Source organism: Mesorhizobium sp. M4B.F.Ca.ET.143.01.1.1, assembly GCF_004792275.1.
Taxonomy (GTDB): domain Bacteria; phylum Pseudomonadota; class Alphaproteobacteria; order Rhizobiales; family Rhizobiaceae; genus Mesorhizobium; species Mesorhizobium abyssinicae.
This window is the reverse complement of sequence record NZ_SRSR01000008.1, coordinates 265,422-283,288: the sequence shown is the minus strand read 5'-3', so window position 1 is coordinate 283,288 and position 17,867 is coordinate 265,422. Positions and strand designations below refer to the sequence as shown.

Below are 17,867 nucleotides of genomic sequence, written 5' to 3'. Positions count from 1 at the left end.
CATGTCAGTGGCTCTTGAGAAGCAGGACGCTTCGGCCGACCAGCGGTCGCGGCGATCCGGCGGGCGCGAAGCGCGCCGTGCGATGCGGGCGGCACCGCTTGCCGACGACATCAGGCCGGTGCGGCCGGGCCTCGAAGGCGGCAGCTATGGGCCGCTCAGCGAAAACGACCGAGAGCGCATCCATGAGGCGGTGCTGACGCTGCTGGAAACGGTCGGCTTCGCCAACGCGATACCCTCCTGCATCGAGGCGCTGACCAGGGTTGGCGCGACCTATGGCGACGATGGCCGCATCCGCCTGCCGCGGGCGCTCGTCCTCGACACGATCAAGAATGCGGCCCGGCATTTCACCCTGCACGGCCAGGACCCCAAGCACGACATGGTAATCCAGGGCAAACGCGTGCATTACGGCACGGCGGGCGCGGCCGTGCATCTGGTCGACGTCGAGAAGCGCGAATACCGCGAGTCCCAATTGCAGGACATCTACGACGCCGCGCGCTTGGTCGACGGCCTCGACAACATCCATTTCTTCCAGCGCACCATGGTGCCGCGCGACATTCCCGATCCGCTGGAGATGGACTTCAACACGCTCTACGCCTGCGTGATGGGGACCGCCAAGCATGTCGGCACCTCGTTCACGGTGCGCGAGAACGTCAAGCCGGCGCTGGAGATGCTCTATGCGATCGCCGGCGGCGAGGAAAATTTCCGCGCACGCCCCTTTGTGTCGAATTCCAACTGCTTCGTCGTGCCGCCGATGAAGTTCGCCGAGGACGCCTGCGGCGTGCTCGAGGCCTGCGTCGAAGGCGGCATCCCGATCCTGCTTCTGTCGGCTGGCCAGGCCGGCGCCACGGCGCCGGCGGCGATTGCCGGGGCGGTGGTGCAGGCGGTCGCGGAAGTGCTGATGGGCCTGGTTTATGTCAACGCCATCAAGCCCGGCCATCCGGCGATCTTCGGGACCTGGCCGTTCGTCTCCGACCTTCGGACCGGCGCCATGTCCGGCGGCTCGGCCGAGCAGGCCGTGCTGACCGCCGCCTGCGCCCAGATGGCGCAATATTACGACCTGCCGGGCGGCTCGGCGGCCGGCATGACGGATTCGAAACTGCCCGACATCCAGTCCGGCTACGAGAAGGGCATCACCAATGTGATGGCCGGCCTCTCCGGCCTCAACCTGGTCTATGAGTCGGCCGGCATGCATGCCTCGCTGCTCGGCTTCTGCCTGGAAAGCCTGATCATCGACAACGACATGCTCGGACACTGCCTGCGCTGCGTGCGCGGCATCGAGGTGACCGACGAGGCGCTGTCGATCGACACCATCGCCGATGTCTGCCTGAAGGGCCCCGGCCACTATCTCGGCAACGAGCAGACGCTGAAACTGATGCAGACCGAATATTTCTATCCGGCCATCGGCGACCGCTTCTCGCCCAAGGAATGGAACGAGAAGGGCCGGCCCGACATCCTGCAAAGGGCGATCGCCGAGAAGAAGCGCGTGCTTGCCGAGCGCTTCCCGCGCCACGTGCCGAAAACGGTCGACGACAAATTGCGCGCCCGCTTCGGCGATATGATCAAGCTGCCGCGCGGCGGCATGGGCGGCTAGGCTGGGTAGAGCATCCTATTCGGCGCTTAGGCCGAAGCGCTCCACCACCTCGGCGCTGATCAGCTTTGCATGCAGCGCCATCAGCACGATCTGCGCATCGAGGCTGTCGCCGGCCTCGAGCGCTTCCTCGATGCGGCGCTCCGCGTCCAGCCTGCGCTCGCGGCCATTGGCCTGTTCGAACGTCTCTGGCCCGGCAACGCAATAGACGAACAGCTGCGCTAGCGAGGCGTAGGCCTGGGCCGGCGGCTCGTCCGGCCAGTGATCCTTCATCAGATTGACGATGGTGAGCTTGACGCCCTCCGGCACGAGCGCGGGATGGAGGTCGGCGCCGCGCAAGGCGGCATCGAGCGTCCGCAGATCGCCCGAGCGGCCGAACATGCCGAGGAAGCCTAGGGAAGAGCGCCGCTTCGTCATGGATGGTCCTGTCCGTTTGCCAGCATATGGCATCGCGCGCGCCGTTTTGCACAAGACGACGTATTGCCCAGAAGAGCCGGGCGCCTATCTGGCGGGGCTATGGTCACAATCTGATCTGGTTTCGCGGAGGCCACAGAGGGACCAGAGCAAATTCTGCGAGGAGTGCCATGAAGAAGACCTATCACGGCAGTTGCCATTGCGGCGCGGTGCATTTCCAGGCCGATCTCGACCTCGCCGAGGGCATTCGCAAATGCAATTGCAGCTTCTGCTGGAAACTTGGCTACCGCAAATCCTTTACCGCCTACCAGGCGCTCAGGGTGACGGAAGGCAGTGACCGGATGCGGGACTACAAGGCAAGCCCGTCCAACTGGCCGGAAGGCGACATCAACCACTATATGTGCCCGAACTGCGGCGCGAATGTCTTTTCGCGCGGCTATCTCGATTTCATGGGCGGGAATTTCTGGGCTGTGAACGTCGCCTGCCTGGACGACGTCAGCGAGGAGGAACTCGCTTCCGCACCGATCATCTACGAGGACGGTAAACGCAACAGGCAGGACCAGGCGCCGGAGATCACCGGTTACCTGTAAGCGCAGCCGGACAGCAGCCCTGGGTCAGCAAAAACGGCGGCTTGATCCACGATCAAGCCGCCGTTCGCGCGAGCGAGGTTGCCGGCGCTCAGTGGTTGTCGCGGGGCACACCCCTGGTGTGCGCGACATCCTGGTACTTCACTGCCGGCTTCAGCACCATGCCGGCGTCAAACTGGTCGACGATGCCGCGCTGGATCTCCTGCCACGGCGTCTGGTGCTGGGGATAATGGAAGCCGCCATTGCCCTGGAGTGCTGCGCGCCGCCTCGCGATCTCCTCGTCGCTGACGAGGATGTTGGCCGAGCCCTTCTTCAGGTCGATGCGGACGCGGTCACCGCTCTTGAGCAGCGCCAGGCCACCGCCTATAGCCGCCTCCGGCGAAGCGTTGAGGATCGAGGGCGAGCCCGACGTGCCCGACTGGCGGCCGTCGCCGATGCAGGCCAGCGAATGGATGCCCTTCTTGATGAGGTAGGCCGGCGGCTGCATATTGACCACCTCGGCGCCGCCGGGATAGCCGACTGGGCCGGCGCCGCGCATGAACAGGATGGTGTGCTCGTCGATGCCTTGCGCCGGATCGTCGATGCGGGCGTGGTAGTCCTCCGGGCCGTCGAAGACCATGGCGTTGCCCTCGAAGGCTTCGGGATCCTTCGGGTTGGACAGATAGCGCTGGCGGAATTCCGGCGAGATGCCGCTGGTCTTCATGATCGCGGAGTCGAACAGGTTGCCCTTCAGGTTGATGAAGCCGGCATTGGCCTTCAGCGGCTTGTCGACGCTGTGGATGACCTCCAGGTTTTCGTTGGCGGCATCGCGGCAATTGTCGCCGATCGACTTGCCGTTGGCGGTAACCGCATCCGGATGCGGCAAAAGCCCGCCCTTCAGCAGTTCGGCGACGACCGCCGGAACGCCGCCGGCGTGGTGATAGTCCTCGCCGAGATATTCGCCCGTCGGCTGCAAATTGACGATGAGCGGCACGTTGAGGCCGACCTTCTGCCAGTCGTCATTGTCGAGCGGCACGCCGAGATGGCGGGCAATGGCGTTGAGGTGGATCGGCGCATTGGTCGAGCCGCCGATGGCCGAGTTGACGACGATGGCGTTCTCGAACGCCTGGCGCGTCATGATGTCGGACGGCTTGAGGTCCTCATGCACCATGTCGACTATGCGCTTGCCGGTCTCGTAGGCGATCTGGCCGCGCTCGCGATAGGGCGCGGGGATGGCGGCCGAGCCCGGCAGCTGCATGCCGAGCGCCTCGGCCAGCGAGTTCATGGTGGTGGCGGTGCCCATGGTGTTGCAGTAGCCGGTCGACGGCGCCGAGGAGGCGACGATGTCCATGAACTCGTCGTAATTGATCTCGCCCGCCGAGAGGCGCTGGCGCGATTCCCACACGATGGTGCCGGAGCCGGTGCGCTTGCCCTTGTGCCAGCCATTCAGCATCGGGCCGACCGAGAGCGCGATGGCCGGGATGTTGACGGTGGCGGCGGCCATCAGCAGCGCCGGCGTTGTCTTGTCGCAGCCGATGGTCAGCACGACGCCGTCGAGCGGATAGCCGTAGAGCACCTCGACAAGGCCGAGATAGGCAAGGTTGCGGTCGAGCGCCGCGGTCGGGCGCTTGCCGGTCTCCTGGATCGGATGGCACGGGAACTCGAAGGGAATGCCGCCCATCGAGACGATGCCCTCGCGCACGCGCTTGGCGAGCTCGAGATGATGCCGGTTGCAGGGCGACAGATCCGAGCCGGTCTGGGCGATGCCGATCAGCGGCTTGCCCGACATCAGCTCGGCGCGCGTCAGTCCGTAGTTCAGGTAGCGCTCGAGATAGAGCGCCGTCATGCCCGGATTGTCGGGATTGTCGAACCACTCCTGCGAGCGAAATTTTTTCTTCTTGGTGGGGGCGCCGGCCATCGTGGTCTCCGTATTTGTATGACAAATCGATATGACAATGCGCGGATGCAGGCAAGGGGCACGCGCCATCCGAACCCGCACTTTGGTGCGATAGACATAAGTCTGCCCCTGCGCTAGGGCTTCCGGGCAGTCTTTTCCGGGAGGTTCTTGATGGCTTTGGTGATCGAAGGCGAGGAACGGATTGCCGCACCCCTGCAAAAAGTATGGGAAGCGCTGAACGACCCGGACATTCTGAGGGGCAGCATCCCCGGCTGCCAGAGCCTGGAAAAGAAATCCGACACCGAAATGGCGGCAACCGTCGTGCTGAAGATCGGGCCGATCAAGGCGACGTTCAACGGCGAGGTCGTGCTCAAGAACCTCAAGCCTCCGCATTCCTACACCATCCAGGGCGAGGGCAAGGGCGGCATTGCCGGCTTCGCCAAGGGCGGCGCCGACGTGACGCTGACCGCCGACGGCGCCGACTCGACGGTGCTCAAATATGCGGCCAAGGCCGATGTCGGCGGCAAGATCGCCCAACTCGGCAGCCGCCTGATCGAATCGACGTCGAAGAAGCTCGCCGGGCAGTTCTTCTCGACGTTCGGCGAGAAGGTCGGCGGCTGACCCTCGCGCCGAGGGATCACTCGAACACGATCGAGGGCACCGCGGCTTCCGCCGCGCCACGCTCCTCATTGACCCTGTCCCAGACCTTTGCCGCAATGTCGCGGTAGATCTTCGCCTCGGCGCCTTCCGGCTTCGAGACCACCACCGGCGCGCCGGCATCCGAGCTTTCGCGAATGCCCATTTCCAGCGGCACCTCGCCGAGGAAGGTGACGCCCAGCCGCTCGGCCTCGCGCCGCGCCCCGCCATGGCCGAAGATGTCGTAGCGCTTGCCGGTGTCGGGGGCGAGGAAATAGCTCATGTTCTCGACGATGCCGAGCAGCGGCACGTCGACCTTCCTGAACATGTTGAGGCCCTTGCGGGCATCGATCAGCGCCAGGTCCTGCGGCGTCGAGACAATGACGGCGCCGGCGAGCGGCACCTGCTGGGCCATGGTCAACTGGGCATCGCCGGTGCCGGGCGGCATGTCGACGACCAGCACGTCGAGCGCGCCCCATTCGACCTCGCGCAGCATCTGCGTCAGCGCCGACATCACCATCGGGCCGCGCCAGATCATCGGCGTCTCCTCATCGACGAGGAAGCCCATCGACATCACCTTCAGCCCATAGTTCTGCATCGGCTTCAGGATCTTGCCGTCGACCGTCTGTGGCCGGCCGTGGATGTTGAGCAGCCTTGGCATGGACGGGCCGTAAATATCGGCGTCGAGGACGCCGACCTTGAGGCCGTTGGCGGCAAGACCGAGCGCCAGGTTGACCGCTGTGGTCGACTTGCCGACGCCGCCCTTGCCGGAGGCCACCGCGATGATCGCGTCGATGCCGGGCACGCCGCGCTTGCCGTGGCTGTGCGATGCCGGCGCCTGCGGCACGGGGCGCTGCGGCGCGGCGGTCGGCGCCGGCCGCGGCGCAGGACGCGGCGGCACCGGCGCTTCCATGCCGCCGCCCTTCTTCTCCGCCGTCAGCGCCACGACGGCGCCGGCGACGCCCGGAATGGCCTTGACCACGCGCTCGGCGGCGGCGCGCAGCGGCTCCATCTCCTGGGCGCGGGCGGCGGGCACGGTGATCGAGAAGAACACCTTCGAATCGGCAATGAAAATCTCCGAGACCAGGCCGAGGTCGACGATGTTGCCGGTGAAATCCGGCCCGTTGACCGTTTTCAGGCGCTCGATGACGGTTTCCGTGGTGACGGCCATGGTGTTTCCTCGGGGTTTTGGCGATGCAGATAGTGCAGTTTCCGGCAAGAACCAAGCCGTGGAGCAAAGGCTTGCCCGGCGTGCCACGGAAAACGACCGGCAGTGTCGGATTTGCCGGATGACGTTTCCGGTCGGCCGGCTGTTGACCGCCTGCCCATGGCCAATCGATCCACCGGCCCTATCTCGCTTGCCATGAGCGGCGACACAACAAATCCGGGAAGGAGACTGTCATGCTCGCAAACAGCAATGCAGCAGCCAATCTGGCGGTGAAAGACCTGGCGAGAGCCAAGACCTTTTATGAGGGAACGCTGGGTCTCAGGCAGGTGGACGACATGGCTGGCGAACTGGTCGTCTACAAAAGCGGTGACACAGTCATCAACGTCTATCATTCGGATTTCGCCGGAACCAACAAGGCAACGGCTGTGACCTGGAACGTCGGCGACGAGATCGCTCCTGTCGTCAAGTCGCTGAAATCGAAAGGCGTCGCCTTCGAGCACTATGAGATGCCCGGCCTGTCGCTGGACGGCGACATCCATGTCGGCGACGGCATGAAGGTCGCCTGGTTCAAGGATCCGGACGGCAACATATTGTGCCTCGCGGGCGAGTAGGTCTTTGCGCCCCGCTCCGGTCAGCCCACCAGGCGCGTGGCGAAATAGGTGAGCGCTGAAATGGCGGCGGTGGCCGGCAGGGTGACGACCCAGGCGACGACGATGTTGCCGGCAATGCCCCAGCGCACGGCTGAGACACGGCGGGCGGCGCCGACGCCGATGATGGCGCCCGTGATGGTGTGCGTGGTCGAGACCGGAACGCCGAGCCAGGTGGCGGCGAACAGCGTGATGGCGCCGCCGGTCTCGGCGCAAAAGCCCTGCATCGGGTTCAGCCGGGTGATCTTCGAGCCCATCGTGTGGACGATGCGCCAGCCGCCGAACAAGGTGCCTAGCGCCAGCGCCGACTGACAGGTGATGACCACCCATAGCGGCACGTGGAAGGTGCCGCCGAGCATGCCTTGCGAATAGAGCAGCACGGCGATGATGCCCATGGTCTTCTGCGCGTCGTTGCCGCCGTGGCCGAGCGAATAGAGCGAGGCGGAGAAGAACTGCAGGACACGAAAGCTGTTGTCGACGGCGAATGGCGTCTGGCGCACGAACAGCCAGGAGACGATGAGGACGAGCAGGAGCGCCAGCACGAAACCCGTCGCCGGCGAGAGCACGATGGCCGCGACGGTCTTGCCGAGGCCCGACCAGACGATGGCGCTTGTGCCCGCCTTGGCGACGCCGGCGCCGACCAGCCCGCCGATCAGCGCATGCGAGCTGCTGGAGGGAATGCCGGCGATCCAGGTGACGATGTTCCAGACGATGGCGCCGACCAGCGCGGCAAAGATCACGGCCGGCGTGACGATGCTGGCGTCGACGATGCCCTTGCCCACCGTCTCGGCGACATGCAGGCCGAAGAACATGAAGGCGATGAAGTTGAAGAAGGCCGCCCAGAACACCGCATAGTGCGGCCTCAGGACGCGCGTCGAGACGATGGTGGCGATCGAATTGGCGGCGTCGTGCAGGCCGTTCAGGAAATCGAAGAACAGCGCCACGGCAACGAGGCCAACCAGCAGGGGAAAGGTGATGGTGGCGTCCATCGCCTAAACGTTCTCGATCACGATGCCGCTGATCTCGTTGGCGACGTCCTCGAACCGGTCGACAACCTTCTCCAGCTCACCATAGATCTCGGAGCCGATCAGATAGGCCATCGGATCGCTGCGGCCGTGCCGTTTGAACAGATCCTTCAGCCCCTGCTCGTGCAGGTCGTCGGCGCGGCCCTCGGCGCGCATGACCTCCTCGGCAATGGCGTTGAGACGAACGCTGTGGGCGCCGACCTTGCCGAGCAGCGGGATCGCCTCGGCGACCAGCTTGGCGGCGTCGACGATGACGGCGCCCATCTCCTGCATCAGCGGGTCGAACTCGGTCTTCTCGAACAGCTTCACCGTCTTGACGGTCTTGTGCATCATGTCGATGGCGTCATCCATCGACTGGATCAGGTCCTTGATGTCGCCGCGATCGAAGGGGGTGATGAAGGAGCGGCGCACGGCCAAAAGCACCTCGGCGGTGATGCGATCGGCCTCGTCCTCGAGATCGATGATCTTCTGGCTCCAGCGGTCGATGTCCTTGCCCTGCAGGAGCTGCTGCAGCGCCTCGGCGCCGCCGACCACCGTGCGGGAATGGCGTTCGAACAGGTCGAAGAAGCGATCTTCGCGCGGCAGCAGCTTGCGGAACCAGCCCAGCATGTCGATCTCCCGTCGTGTCTACACCCGTCACTGACATAACGCCGCAAGGCGCCTCGGGAAACAGTAAGCCGGCTGAAAGATGTGGATGCCGGGCGACGGCAGATGCGACTTGCGGCGCAGGACAATTTCCCCGACCCTGCGCGGAACGCGGACAGAAGGTCCGCAACAGGCATCAAAGGCATGATCGACAAGCTGGAATTCTTCATCGCGCTCGCCAGGGAGGAGCATTTCGGCCGGGCGGCGGAAGTGTGCGGCGTCACCCAGCCGACGCTGTCGGCGGGGATCAAGCAGTTGGAGGAGCAGCTCGGCGTCATGCTGGTGCTGCGCGGCTCGCGCTTCCAGGGGCTGACGCCGGAAGGCAAGCAGGTGCTGGTGTGGGCGCGCCGCATCGTCGGCGACAGCCGCACCATGCGCGAGGAGATGCGCGCGGCCCGGCACGGCCTGTCCGGCCGCATCCGCATCGCCGCCATCCCGACAGCGCTCGCAATGGTGGCGCGGCTGACGACGCCGTTCCGGGCCAAGCATCCCGGCGTCACCTTCTCGGTGCTGTCGCGCACCTCGATCGAGGTGCTGTCGCTGCTCGGCAATTTCGACGTCGATGCCGGCATCACGTATCTCGACAACGAACCGCTTGGACGCGTGGTGAGCGTGCCGCTCTATGACGAGCGCTATCAGCTGATCACCGCGGTCGGAAATCCCTTTTCCGACCGCGACAAAGTGACGTGGGCGGAGATCAGCCAGCTGCCGCTCTGCCTGTTGACGCCCGACATGCAGAACCGCCGCATCATCGACCAGCATCTGGCAGAGGCCGGAGTGCAGGTGCGGCCGACGCTGGAGTCGAATTCGATGATCGTGCTGTTTTCGCACATCCGGACCGGCAAATGGTCGTCGATCATGCCGCTCAACCTTGCGGAAACATTCGGCTTTTCCGAACCGATCAGGGCCATTCCGATCGTCGATCCGGACGCCAGCCACACGGTCGGCCTGGTGGCGGCGCCGGGCGAGCCGCACACGCCCTTGGTGCAGGCGCTGCTGGACGAGGCGATGACGCTTGCGGACGATTTCCGCGCCCATCGCTAGGCTAGACAATGCAGGTCGAGCGCGCTTGATAGAAAATTTCTATCAAGCAACGGGACAGCTTTATTGATTTCGGAGGTTTCCTCTGATTTCGTAAGGACTTAGCGATATTGCGCCGGGTGCGTGTCGTTGCCCCAAAACCGCTCTATATTTTGGGTGACACACATCGGGTCACCACGACCAGGGAGGGCGCTGCATGCCAATGCAGCCTGCAAGTACCGAGATCGCATCGCGCGCCGCCGCGATCATAGATGAATTGAAGGACCTCGAAGGTCCGCTGCTGCCGATCCTGCACGAGATCCAGGAAGAATTCGGCCATGTGCCGCAGGCAGCGCTGCCGGTCATTGCCGACGGGCTGAACCTGTCCAGGGCCGAAGTGCACGGTGTCGTCACCTTCTACCATGATTTCCGCGCCCGCCCGGCCGGCCGGCATGTGCTCAAGCTGTGCCAGGCGGAAGCCTGCCAGTCGATGGGCTCGGATGCGGTCGCCGCCAAGGTCAAGCAGTTGCTCGGCATCGGTTTCCACGAGACCACCCGCGACGGATCGGTTACACTGGAGCCGGTCTATTGCCTCGGGCTTTGCGCCTGTTCGCCGTCGGCGATGCTGGACGGCGAGGTGATCGGGCGGCTCGATGACGAGAAGATCGAAGAGATCGTCGCGGAGGTACGCTCATGATCCCGCGCATCTATATCCCCGGAGATTCCGGCGCGCTGGCGCTCGGCGCCGAAAAGGTCGCCAAGGCGATCGAGAAGGAACTCGCCGAGCGCGGCGTCGAGGCCAAGATCGTGCGCAACGGCTCGCGCGGCGCCTATTTCCTGGAGCCGATGGTCGAGGTTGCGACGGCCGAGGGCCGCGTCGCCTACGGGCCGGTCAAGCCTTCCGACGTCAAGAGCCTGTTCGACAGCGGCTTCCTCAAGGGCGCGCCCCACAAGCGCTGGCTGGGCGCGCCGGACAAGATCCCCTTCCTCGCCAAGCAGACGCGCCTGACCTTCGCGCGCTGCGGCGTCATCGATCCGCTCTCGCTCGACAATTACAAGGCGCATGGCGGGCTGAAGGGCCTGCACAACGCCGTCGCCATGGCGCCCGCGGACATCGTCAAGCAGGTCACCGAATCCGGGCTGCGCGGCCGCGGCGGCGCCGGCTTCCCGACCGGCATCAAGTGGAAGACGGTGCTCGATACCGCTTCGGACCGCAAATACATCGTCTGCAACGCCGACGAGGGCGACAGCGCCACCTTCGCCGACCGCATGATCATGGAGGGTGACCCCTTCGTGCTGATCGAGGGCATGGCGATCGCCGGCATAGCCACCGGCGCGACCAAGGGTTTCGTCTATATCCGCTCAGAGTATCCGCATGCGGTGGCGACGATGAACAAGGCCGTCGAGATCGCCCGCAAGCACGGCGTGCTCGGCGTCAATGTGCTGGGCTCGCCCAACGCCTTCGACATGGAAATCCGCGTCGGCGCCGGCGCCTATGTCTGCGGCGAGGAAACCTCGCTTCTGAACAGCCTGGAAGGCAAGCGCGGCGTGGTGCGCGCCAAGCCGCCGCTGCCGGCAATCCAGGGCCTGTTCGGCAAGCCGACGGTGATCAACAACGTGATCAGCCTGGCCTCGGTGCCGATCATCATGGACAAGGGTGCCGCCTTCTACAAGGATTTCGGCATGGGCCGCTCGCGCGGCACGATCCCGATCCAGATTGCCGGCAACGTCAAGCATGGCGGCCTGTTCGAGACGGCCTTCGGCCTGACGCTGGGCGAGATCGTCGACGACATCGGCGGCGGCACGGCTTCCGGGCGTCCGGTGAAGGCGGTGCAGGTCGGCGGTCCGCTCGGCGCCTATTTCCCGCGCGCGCTGTTCGACACGCCGTTCGACTATGAGGCCTTCGCCGCCAAGGACGGGCTGATCGGCCATGCCGGCCTCACCGTGTTCGACGACACCGCCGACATGCTGAAGCAGGCGCGCTTCGCCATGGAGTTCTGTGCCATCGAGAGCTGCGGCAAGTGTACGCCGTGCCGCATCGGGTCGACGCGCGGGGTGGAGGTTCTCGACAAGGTCGCCTCCGGCATCGAGGCGGAGAAGAACCTCGCTCTGGTCACCGACCTCTGCAACACGATGAAGTTCGGATCGCTGTGCGCGCTGGGCGGCTTCACGCCCTACCCGGTGATGAGCTCGATCACGCATTTCCCCGAGGATTTCAAGCCGGCGCCGACGCGCGTGGCGGCTGAATAGGAGCTGGCAGATGAACATCAAGGCCGACTTCCCGTCGCTCATCGAAGAGATCGACTACGGCACCCCGGAGTCGAGGGCGGAAAAACAGATCACGCTGATCGTCGACGGCCGCAGCATCACGGTGCCGCAAGGCACCTCGATCATGCGCGCGGCGATGGAGGGCGGGGTCGAGATTCCGAAGCTCTGCGCCACCGACATGCTGGATTCGTTCGGCTCATGCCGCGTCTGCCTGGTCGAGATCGACGGACGCGGCGGCACGCCGGCTTCCTGCACGACGCCAGTCGGCGAAGGCATGGTGGTGCGCACGCAGTCCGAGCGGCTCGATGCGATCCGCCGCGGCGTCATGGAGCTCTACGTCTCCGACCATCCGACCGGCTGGAATGAGACGGCCGGCACCGGCGCCAGCGAATTCGACGTGGTGGCGAAGTCGGTCGGCCTGAGCGAGAACCGCTACGGCGTCGAGGGCCGCAACCACGTCAAGGAAGAGAACGGCGTCGCGCCAGGCCATGGCTCGCTGGCCGTCGACTATATCGCCCGCGACGAATCCAACCCCTATTTCACCTACGACCCGGCGCAGTGCATCGTCTGCTCGCGCTGCGTGCGGGCGTGCGAGGAGGTGCAGGGCACCTTCGCGCTGACCATCGAGGGCCGCGGTTTCGAATCGCGCATGGTCGCCGGCATGCACGAGGATTTCATCGCCTCCGAATGCGTGTCCTGCGGCGCCTGCGTGCAGGCTTGCCCGACCGACGCGTTGCGCGAGAAGACGGTGCTCGAGAAGGGCATGCCGGAGCGCTCGGCCGTCACCACCTGCGCCTATTGCGGCGTCGGCTGCTCGTTCAAGGCCGAAGTGAAGGGTGACGAGGTCATCCGCATGATGCCCTACAAGGACGGCAAGGCGAACCACGGCCATAGCTGCGTGAAGGGCCGCTTCGCCTATGGCTACGCCACCCACAAGGACCGCATCCTGTCGCCGATGATCCGCGACAAGATCTCCGATCCGTGGCGCGAGGTGAGCTGGGAAGAGGCGATCGCCCACACGGCCAGGGAATTCCGCCGCATCCAGTATCAGTACGGCCGCACCGCGATCGGCGGCATCACCTCCTCGCGCTGCACCAACGAGGAGACCTATCTCGTCCAGAAGCTGGTGCGGCAGGGCTTCCGCAACAACAATGTCGACACCTGCGCCCGCGTCTGCCATTCGCCGACCGGCTATGGGCTTGGCCAGACCTACGGCACCTCGGCCGGCACGCAGGATTTCGACTCGGTCGAATTCACCGACGTCGCCGTCGTCATCGGCGCCAATCCGGTTTCCGCCCACCCGGTGTTCGCCTCGCGGCTGAAGAAGCGCCTGCGTCAGGGCGCCAAGCTGATCGTGCTCGATCCGCGCCGCACCGAGATGGTCAAATCGGCGCATATCGAGGCGGACTATCACCTGCCGCTGAAGCCCGGCACCAACGTTGCGGTGCTGACGGCGCTGGCGCATGTCATCGTCACCGAGGGCCTGTTCGACGAAGCCTTCATCCGCGAGCGCTGCGACTGGGCCGAGTTCCAGGACTGGGCGTCCTTCGTCGCCCTGCCGGAAAACAGCCCCGAGACCGTCGGCAAGCTGTCCGGCGTCGACCCCGAGTTGATCCGGGGTGCGGCGCGGCTCTACGCCAAGGGCGGCAATGGCGCGATCTACTACGGCCTCGGCGTCACCGAACACAGCCAGGGCTCGACGACGGTGATGGCGATCGCCAACCTCGCCATGGCCACTGGCAATATCGGCCGTCCGGGCGTCGGCGTGAACCCGCTGCGCGGTCAGAACAACGTGCAGGGCTCGTGCGACATGGGCTCCTTCCCGCATGAGCTGCCCGGCTATCGCCACATCTCAGGCGAGGCGGTGCGCGACATCTACGAGAGCCTGTGGGGCGTCAAGCTCGACGACGAACCGGGCTTGCGCATCCCCAACATGCTGGACGCCGCCGTCGACGGCTCGTTCAAGGGCATCTACATCCAGGGCGAGGACATCCTGCAGTCCGATCCCGATACCAAGCATGTCGCCGCTGGTCTCGCCGCGATGGAATGCGTCGTCGTGCACGACCTCTTCCTCAACGAGACGGCGAACTACGCGCATGTCTTCCTGCCGGGCTCGACCTTCCTCGAGAAGGACGGCACCTTCACCAACGCCGAGCGCCGCATCAACATGGTGCGCAAGGTGCTGGAGCCGAAGGCGCGCTACGCCGACTGGGAGGCGACGCAGGAGCTTGCCCGCGCCATCGGGCTCGACTGGAACTACCAGCATCCGTCCGAGATCATGGACGAGATCGCCCAGACGACGCCGAGCTTCGCCAACGTCTCCTTCGAGATGCTCGACCGCGTCGGATCGGTGCAGTGGCCCTGCAACGACAAGGCGCCGCTCGGTACCCCGATCATGCATGTCGATGGCTTCGTGCGCGGCAAGGGCAAGTTCATCCGCACCGAATATGTGGCGACGGACGAACGGACCGGCCCGCGCTACCCGCTGCTGCTCACCACCGGCCGCATCCTGTCGCAGTACAATGTCGGCGCGCAGACCAGGCGCACCGAGAACGTGATGTGGCATGCCGAGGACCGGCTGGAACTCCATCCGCACGACGCCGAGAATCGCGGCATCCGCGAGGGCGACTGGGTGCGGCTGGTGAGCCGTTCGGGCGAAACGACGCTGCGCGCGCTGATTACCGACCGCGTCTCGCCGGGCGTCGTCTACACGACCTTCCACCACCCGGACACCCAGGCGAACGTCATCACCACCGACTTCTCGGACTGGGCGACCAACTGTCCGGAATACAAGGTGACCGCCGTGCAGGTGGCGCCGTCCAACGGCCCGACCGACTGGCAGAAGGACTATAACGAGCAGGCGCGGCAGAGCCGCCGCATCGCTCCGCTGGAAGCGGCGGAGTAATTGTGTCGAGACATCGTCGACCCCCACTCCGTCGAGCTTCGCTCGACACCTCTCCCCCGATCGACGGGGGAGAGGAAAGGCGCGAGCCTTGGTCGGGAGTCGCCCCTCCTCTCCCTCCGGATGGGGGAGAGGCGGCGCTGCGAAGCAGCGACGGAGTGGGGGAAGGCCCGGAAGAACCATCGCCCATTGAAGCAAGGTGCTTCCTAAGTGAGATAGCTGGCAGGCCAGAGGTTGGCGCCTCGTGACCCGCCCTCCTGTCTCTCAGACCTCTCGCCTCGCGCACCGCGCCAGCGGCACGACTGCCGCGAACCGCATGGTGCCGGAGGAGACGCCGGTGGCATTCTCCTATGCCGGCACCACCCATGCGGTGATGATGGCGAGCCCCGCCGATTTCGAGGATTTCGCGCTCGGCTTCTCGCTGACCGAAGGCATCGTTGCCGACCCGCAAGAGATCGAGGCGATCGAGGTCGAGGATCTCGGCGCCGGCATCGACATCCAGATCAGGCTGAAGGACAAGGCCAACACGCGCTTCCAGGCAAGGCGGCGCAGGCTCGCCGGGCCGGTCGGTTGCGGGCTGTGCGGCATCGAATCCATCGAGGAGGCGATGCGTTCGGTCGACGCGGTCGGTTCGTCAAAGCTTACGCTTGACGCCGACGACATCACCCGCTCGGTCAAGCTTCTGTCGAAGGTGCAGCCGCTGCATACCGAGACCGGTGCCGTGCACGCCGCCGGCTTCTACGTGCCGGGCCAGGGCATCGTCATGGCGCGCGAGGATGTCGGCCGCCACAATGCGCTGGACAAGCTGGCCGGCGCGCTGGCCAAGGCCGGCATCGACGGCGCGACGGGCGCCGTCGTGGTGACGTCACGCGTGTCGGTCGAGATGGTGCAGAAGACGGCGGCCATCGGTGCGGCCATCATCATCGCCGTTTCGGCGCCGACGGCACTTGCCATCCGCACGGCCGAGGCCGCCGGCATGACGCTGGTGGCGCTGGTGCGCGGCGAAGATTTCGATATTTTCACCCACCCCGACCGGGTGGTTTCCGGAGTTGCCAAGCATGTCGCATGACGAAGACCACATCACGAGCACCAGGGAAAAGCTGGTGCGCATGGCCAACCAGATCGCAACCTTCTTCGATTCCAAGCCGCGCGAGGAAGGCATCACCGGCGTCGCCGAGCACATCAACAAGTTCTGGGAACCGAGGATGCGGCGGCAGCTGTTCGAGATGCTCGACGACGGCACCGAGACGTTCAACGAGCTGGTAGTGGCCGCCTCGGCAAAGATCAAGCGGCCCAAGACGTCCGAACAGGCCGACACGAGCATCGGTTACACCGGGCCTGCGCAAGGCGAGAACGGTGCCTTGCACAAGTAACGCGGCCGTCGCTCCCGTTCAACAAAGGCCTTATATTTTAGCTCTCTAAAGTTTGTCTGCCGCGGACGGCATAGCTCTGCTATGGTCGACGACAAGAAATCGTCTGGCCGGCGGGGTGTTGCGTGAGGCCGATCGAGACCCGGTACGCCCGTAGCGGCGATGTGCGGATCGCCTATCAGGTGGTCGGCCAGGGCTCGTTCGATCTCGTCTTCGTGCCGGGCTTCATATCCAACCTCGACCTGCAGTGGGAGGATGAGGGCTACAGCCGTCTGCTGAAACGGCTTTCGGCCTTCTCGCGGCTGATCCTGTTCGACAAGCGCGGCACTGGTCTCTCCGACCGCGTCGACAGCCGCCACCTGCCCAGCCTCGAGACCCGCATGGACGACGTGCGCGCGGTGATGGACGCCGCCGGCAGTGGCCGCGCGGCGATCCTCGGCGCCTCGGAAGGGGCGCCGATGGCGATGCTGTTCGCGGCCACCTATCCGGAGCGGACACGGTCGCTGGTGCTTTATGGCGGCTATGCGAATTTCCACAGATGGGTGATGCCGCCAGAGCGTCTCGAGGCCTTCATCGAGACCGCGGAAACGGCGTGGGGGACCGGCGCCACGCTGCCCAATTTCGCGCCGGGCCGGATCGACGACCCGCATTTTTCGCAATGGTGGGCGCGCTTCGAGCGGCTGTCGGCGAGCCCGACGGCGGCGGCCGCGCTGGCCCGCATGAATGCCGGTGTCGACGTGCGCGGCATCCTCAGCACGATCAGCGCGCCGACGCTCCTGATCCATCGCCGCAACGATGTGCGGGTCGACCCCGAGGCGAGCCGCTTCCTTGCCCGCAAGATCCCCGGCGCCCGGCTGGTCGAGATAGCCGGGCGCGACCATCCGGTGTGGACCGGCGACGTCGACCGCGTGGCCGACCTGATCGAGGAGTTCCTGACCGGGGAACCGGCGGTGGCCGACACCGAGCGCGTGCTCGCCGCACTGCTGGTGACGCGCATCTACGACACCGCCAAGCTCGGCGACCGCATGTGGAGCGAGCGCAGCCAGCGCTTCCAGGAAACCTGGCGGCTGCTGGTTGGCCGCCATGGCGGGCGCGCCGCCGGCACGCATGGCGAGTTGATGGTCTCGCGCTTCGACGGGCCGGGGCGCGCCATACGCTGCGCGGCGGCGCTGCGCGAGGCGGCGCAGCAGATCGGCGTGGCGAGCGCGCAAGGGGCGCATGTCGGCGAGATCGAGTTGCGCGGCCAGCCGGTCGGGCTCACGGCGCGCGTGACCCTGCAGCTTGCCAGCCATGCCGGGCGCGGCGACATCCTAGCCTCCCGGCTGGTTGCCGACCTCACCGTCGGCTCGGGGCTGCATTTCACTGAGGCCGGCCGCATCAGCCTCGACGAGCTGGACGAGCCGCTGCCGGTGGTGCACGCGACCTCGGAACAGCATCTGGAACCAGCCTGCCGGCCGAAGGCCAGGCCAGCCGAGCCGGCGACGCTGACGGCGCGGGAAAGCGAGGTGGTGAACCTGATCGCCGACGGAAAGAGCAACGCTGCGATCGCCGCAGAGCTCAGCCTCAGCGAACACACGGTCAAGCGTCACGTCGCCAACATCCTGCTCAAGCTCGACCTGCCGTCGCGGGCGGCGGCGGCGGCGTTTTCGGCCAGGCACACTGGCCCGGACGGGCCATGAGAGCCATGGCGCTTTTGGGCGAAGCGGCGCGGCGCGGCAGAG

The 17,867-nt window shown here is 65.7% G+C and carries 16 protein-coding genes; 11 read left to right on the top strand and 5 right to left on the bottom strand.

Annotation, left to right across the window (positions count from 1 at the left end):
- Position 1 precedes the first annotated feature (1 nt).
- Positions 2-1,591, top strand: coding sequence for a trimethylamine methyltransferase family protein (locus EN786_RS21675; RefSeq protein ID WP_127282844.1), 1,590 nt, complete (start codon positions 2-4; stop codon positions 1,589-1,591).
- 15 nt (positions 1,592-1,606) lie between these two features.
- On the opposite strand, the gene EN786_RS21670 is transcribed toward EN786_RS21675, so the two are convergent.
- Positions 1,607-2,005, bottom strand: a complete 399-nt coding sequence (locus EN786_RS21670; protein WP_127282845.1) for a hypothetical protein — start codon at positions 2,003-2,005, stop codon at positions 1,607-1,609.
- Positions 2,006-2,172: 167 nt separating this feature from the next.
- Between EN786_RS21670 and EN786_RS21665 the strand changes: the two genes are divergently transcribed.
- On the top strand, positions 2,173-2,592 hold the full coding sequence (locus EN786_RS21665; RefSeq protein ID WP_127282846.1) for a GFA family protein: 420 nt from the start codon (positions 2,173-2,175) through the stop codon (positions 2,590-2,592).
- A gap of 88 nt (positions 2,593-2,680) precedes the next feature.
- On the opposite strand, the gene EN786_RS21660 is transcribed toward EN786_RS21665, so the two are convergent.
- On the bottom strand, positions 2,681-4,486 hold the full coding sequence (locus EN786_RS21660) for an IlvD/Edd family dehydratase (protein ID WP_127309569.1): 1,806 nt from the start codon (positions 4,484-4,486) through the stop codon (positions 2,681-2,683).
- Positions 4,487-4,636: 150 nt separating this feature from the next.
- Here EN786_RS21660 and EN786_RS21655 point away from each other — a divergent pair, with 150 nt between their 5' ends.
- Positions 4,637-5,086 carry a carbon monoxide dehydrogenase subunit G gene (locus tag EN786_RS21655; RefSeq protein WP_127309570.1) on the top strand — a complete coding sequence of 150 codons (450 nt, stop codon included), beginning with the start codon at positions 4,637-4,639 and terminating at the stop codon, positions 5,084-5,086.
- A 16-nt stretch (positions 5,087-5,102) separates the two neighbouring features.
- Here the strand turns inward: EN786_RS21655 and EN786_RS21650 are convergent, their stop codons facing one another.
- Positions 5,103-6,272: an Mrp/NBP35 family ATP-binding protein gene (locus tag EN786_RS21650; RefSeq protein ID WP_135861132.1), complete on the bottom strand. Its 1,170-nt coding sequence runs from the start codon at positions 6,270-6,272 to the stop codon at positions 5,103-5,105.
- 230 nt (positions 6,273-6,502) lie between these two features.
- Between EN786_RS21650 and EN786_RS21645 the strand changes: the two genes are divergently transcribed.
- Positions 6,503-6,880, top strand: coding sequence for a VOC family protein (locus tag EN786_RS21645; protein ID WP_127282850.1), 378 nt, complete (start codon positions 6,503-6,505; stop codon positions 6,878-6,880).
- A gap of 20 nt (positions 6,881-6,900) precedes the next feature.
- On the opposite strand, the gene EN786_RS21640 is transcribed toward EN786_RS21645, so the two are convergent.
- On the bottom strand, positions 6,901-7,905 hold the full coding sequence (locus EN786_RS21640) for an inorganic phosphate transporter (protein WP_128273137.1): 1,005 nt from the start codon (positions 7,903-7,905) through the stop codon (positions 6,901-6,903).
- Between the two features lie 3 nt (positions 7,906-7,908).
- Positions 7,909-8,550: a DUF47 domain-containing protein gene (locus tag EN786_RS21635; protein WP_127282852.1), complete on the bottom strand. Its 642-nt coding sequence runs from the start codon at positions 8,548-8,550 to the stop codon at positions 7,909-7,911.
- 180 nt (positions 8,551-8,730) lie between these two features.
- Between EN786_RS21635 and EN786_RS21630 the strand changes: the two genes are divergently transcribed.
- The 7 genes from EN786_RS21630 to EN786_RS21600 all read left to right on the top strand — a co-directional run bounded on the left by EN786_RS21630 (position 8,731) and on the right by EN786_RS21600 (position 17,825).
- Complete coding sequence (locus EN786_RS21630) at positions 8,731-9,630, top strand: LysR family transcriptional regulator (protein WP_127282853.1); 900 nt, start codon at positions 8,731-8,733, stop codon at positions 9,628-9,630.
- Positions 9,631-9,823: 193 nt separating this feature from the next.
- On the top strand, positions 9,824-10,303 hold the full coding sequence (locus tag EN786_RS21625) for a formate dehydrogenase subunit gamma (RefSeq protein ID WP_127282854.1): 480 nt from the start codon (positions 9,824-9,826) through the stop codon (positions 10,301-10,303).
- Entirely contained in the window at positions 10,300-11,856 is a 1,557-nt protein-coding gene (locus EN786_RS21620) for an NADH-quinone oxidoreductase subunit NuoF (protein WP_127309573.1), read from the top strand. Before EN786_RS21625 ends, EN786_RS21620 begins: the two co-directional genes overlap by 4 nt.
- Before the next feature lie 10 nt (positions 11,857-11,866).
- The gene (gene fdhF, locus EN786_RS21615) at positions 11,867-14,779 is read left to right on the top strand and encodes a formate dehydrogenase subunit alpha (protein WP_127309574.1); all 2,913 of its coding nucleotides are present in this window, start codon (positions 11,867-11,869) and stop codon (positions 14,777-14,779) included.
- A 241-nt stretch (positions 14,780-15,020) separates the two neighbouring features.
- Positions 15,021-15,845 carry a formate dehydrogenase accessory sulfurtransferase FdhD gene (fdhD, locus tag EN786_RS21610; RefSeq protein ID WP_127309575.1) on the top strand — a complete coding sequence of 275 codons (825 nt, stop codon included), beginning with the start codon at positions 15,021-15,023 and terminating at the stop codon, positions 15,843-15,845.
- A complete protein-coding gene (locus tag EN786_RS21605; protein ID WP_127309576.1) occupies positions 15,835-16,149 on the top strand; it encodes a formate dehydrogenase subunit delta in 315 nt (104 codons plus the stop codon). Before fdhD ends, EN786_RS21605 begins: the two co-directional genes overlap by 11 nt.
- Before the next feature lie 122 nt (positions 16,150-16,271).
- Positions 16,272-17,825: an alpha/beta fold hydrolase gene (locus EN786_RS21600; RefSeq protein WP_135908842.1), complete on the top strand. Its 1,554-nt coding sequence runs from the start codon at positions 16,272-16,274 to the stop codon at positions 17,823-17,825.
- The last annotated feature ends 42 nt before the right edge of the window (positions 17,826-17,867 follow it).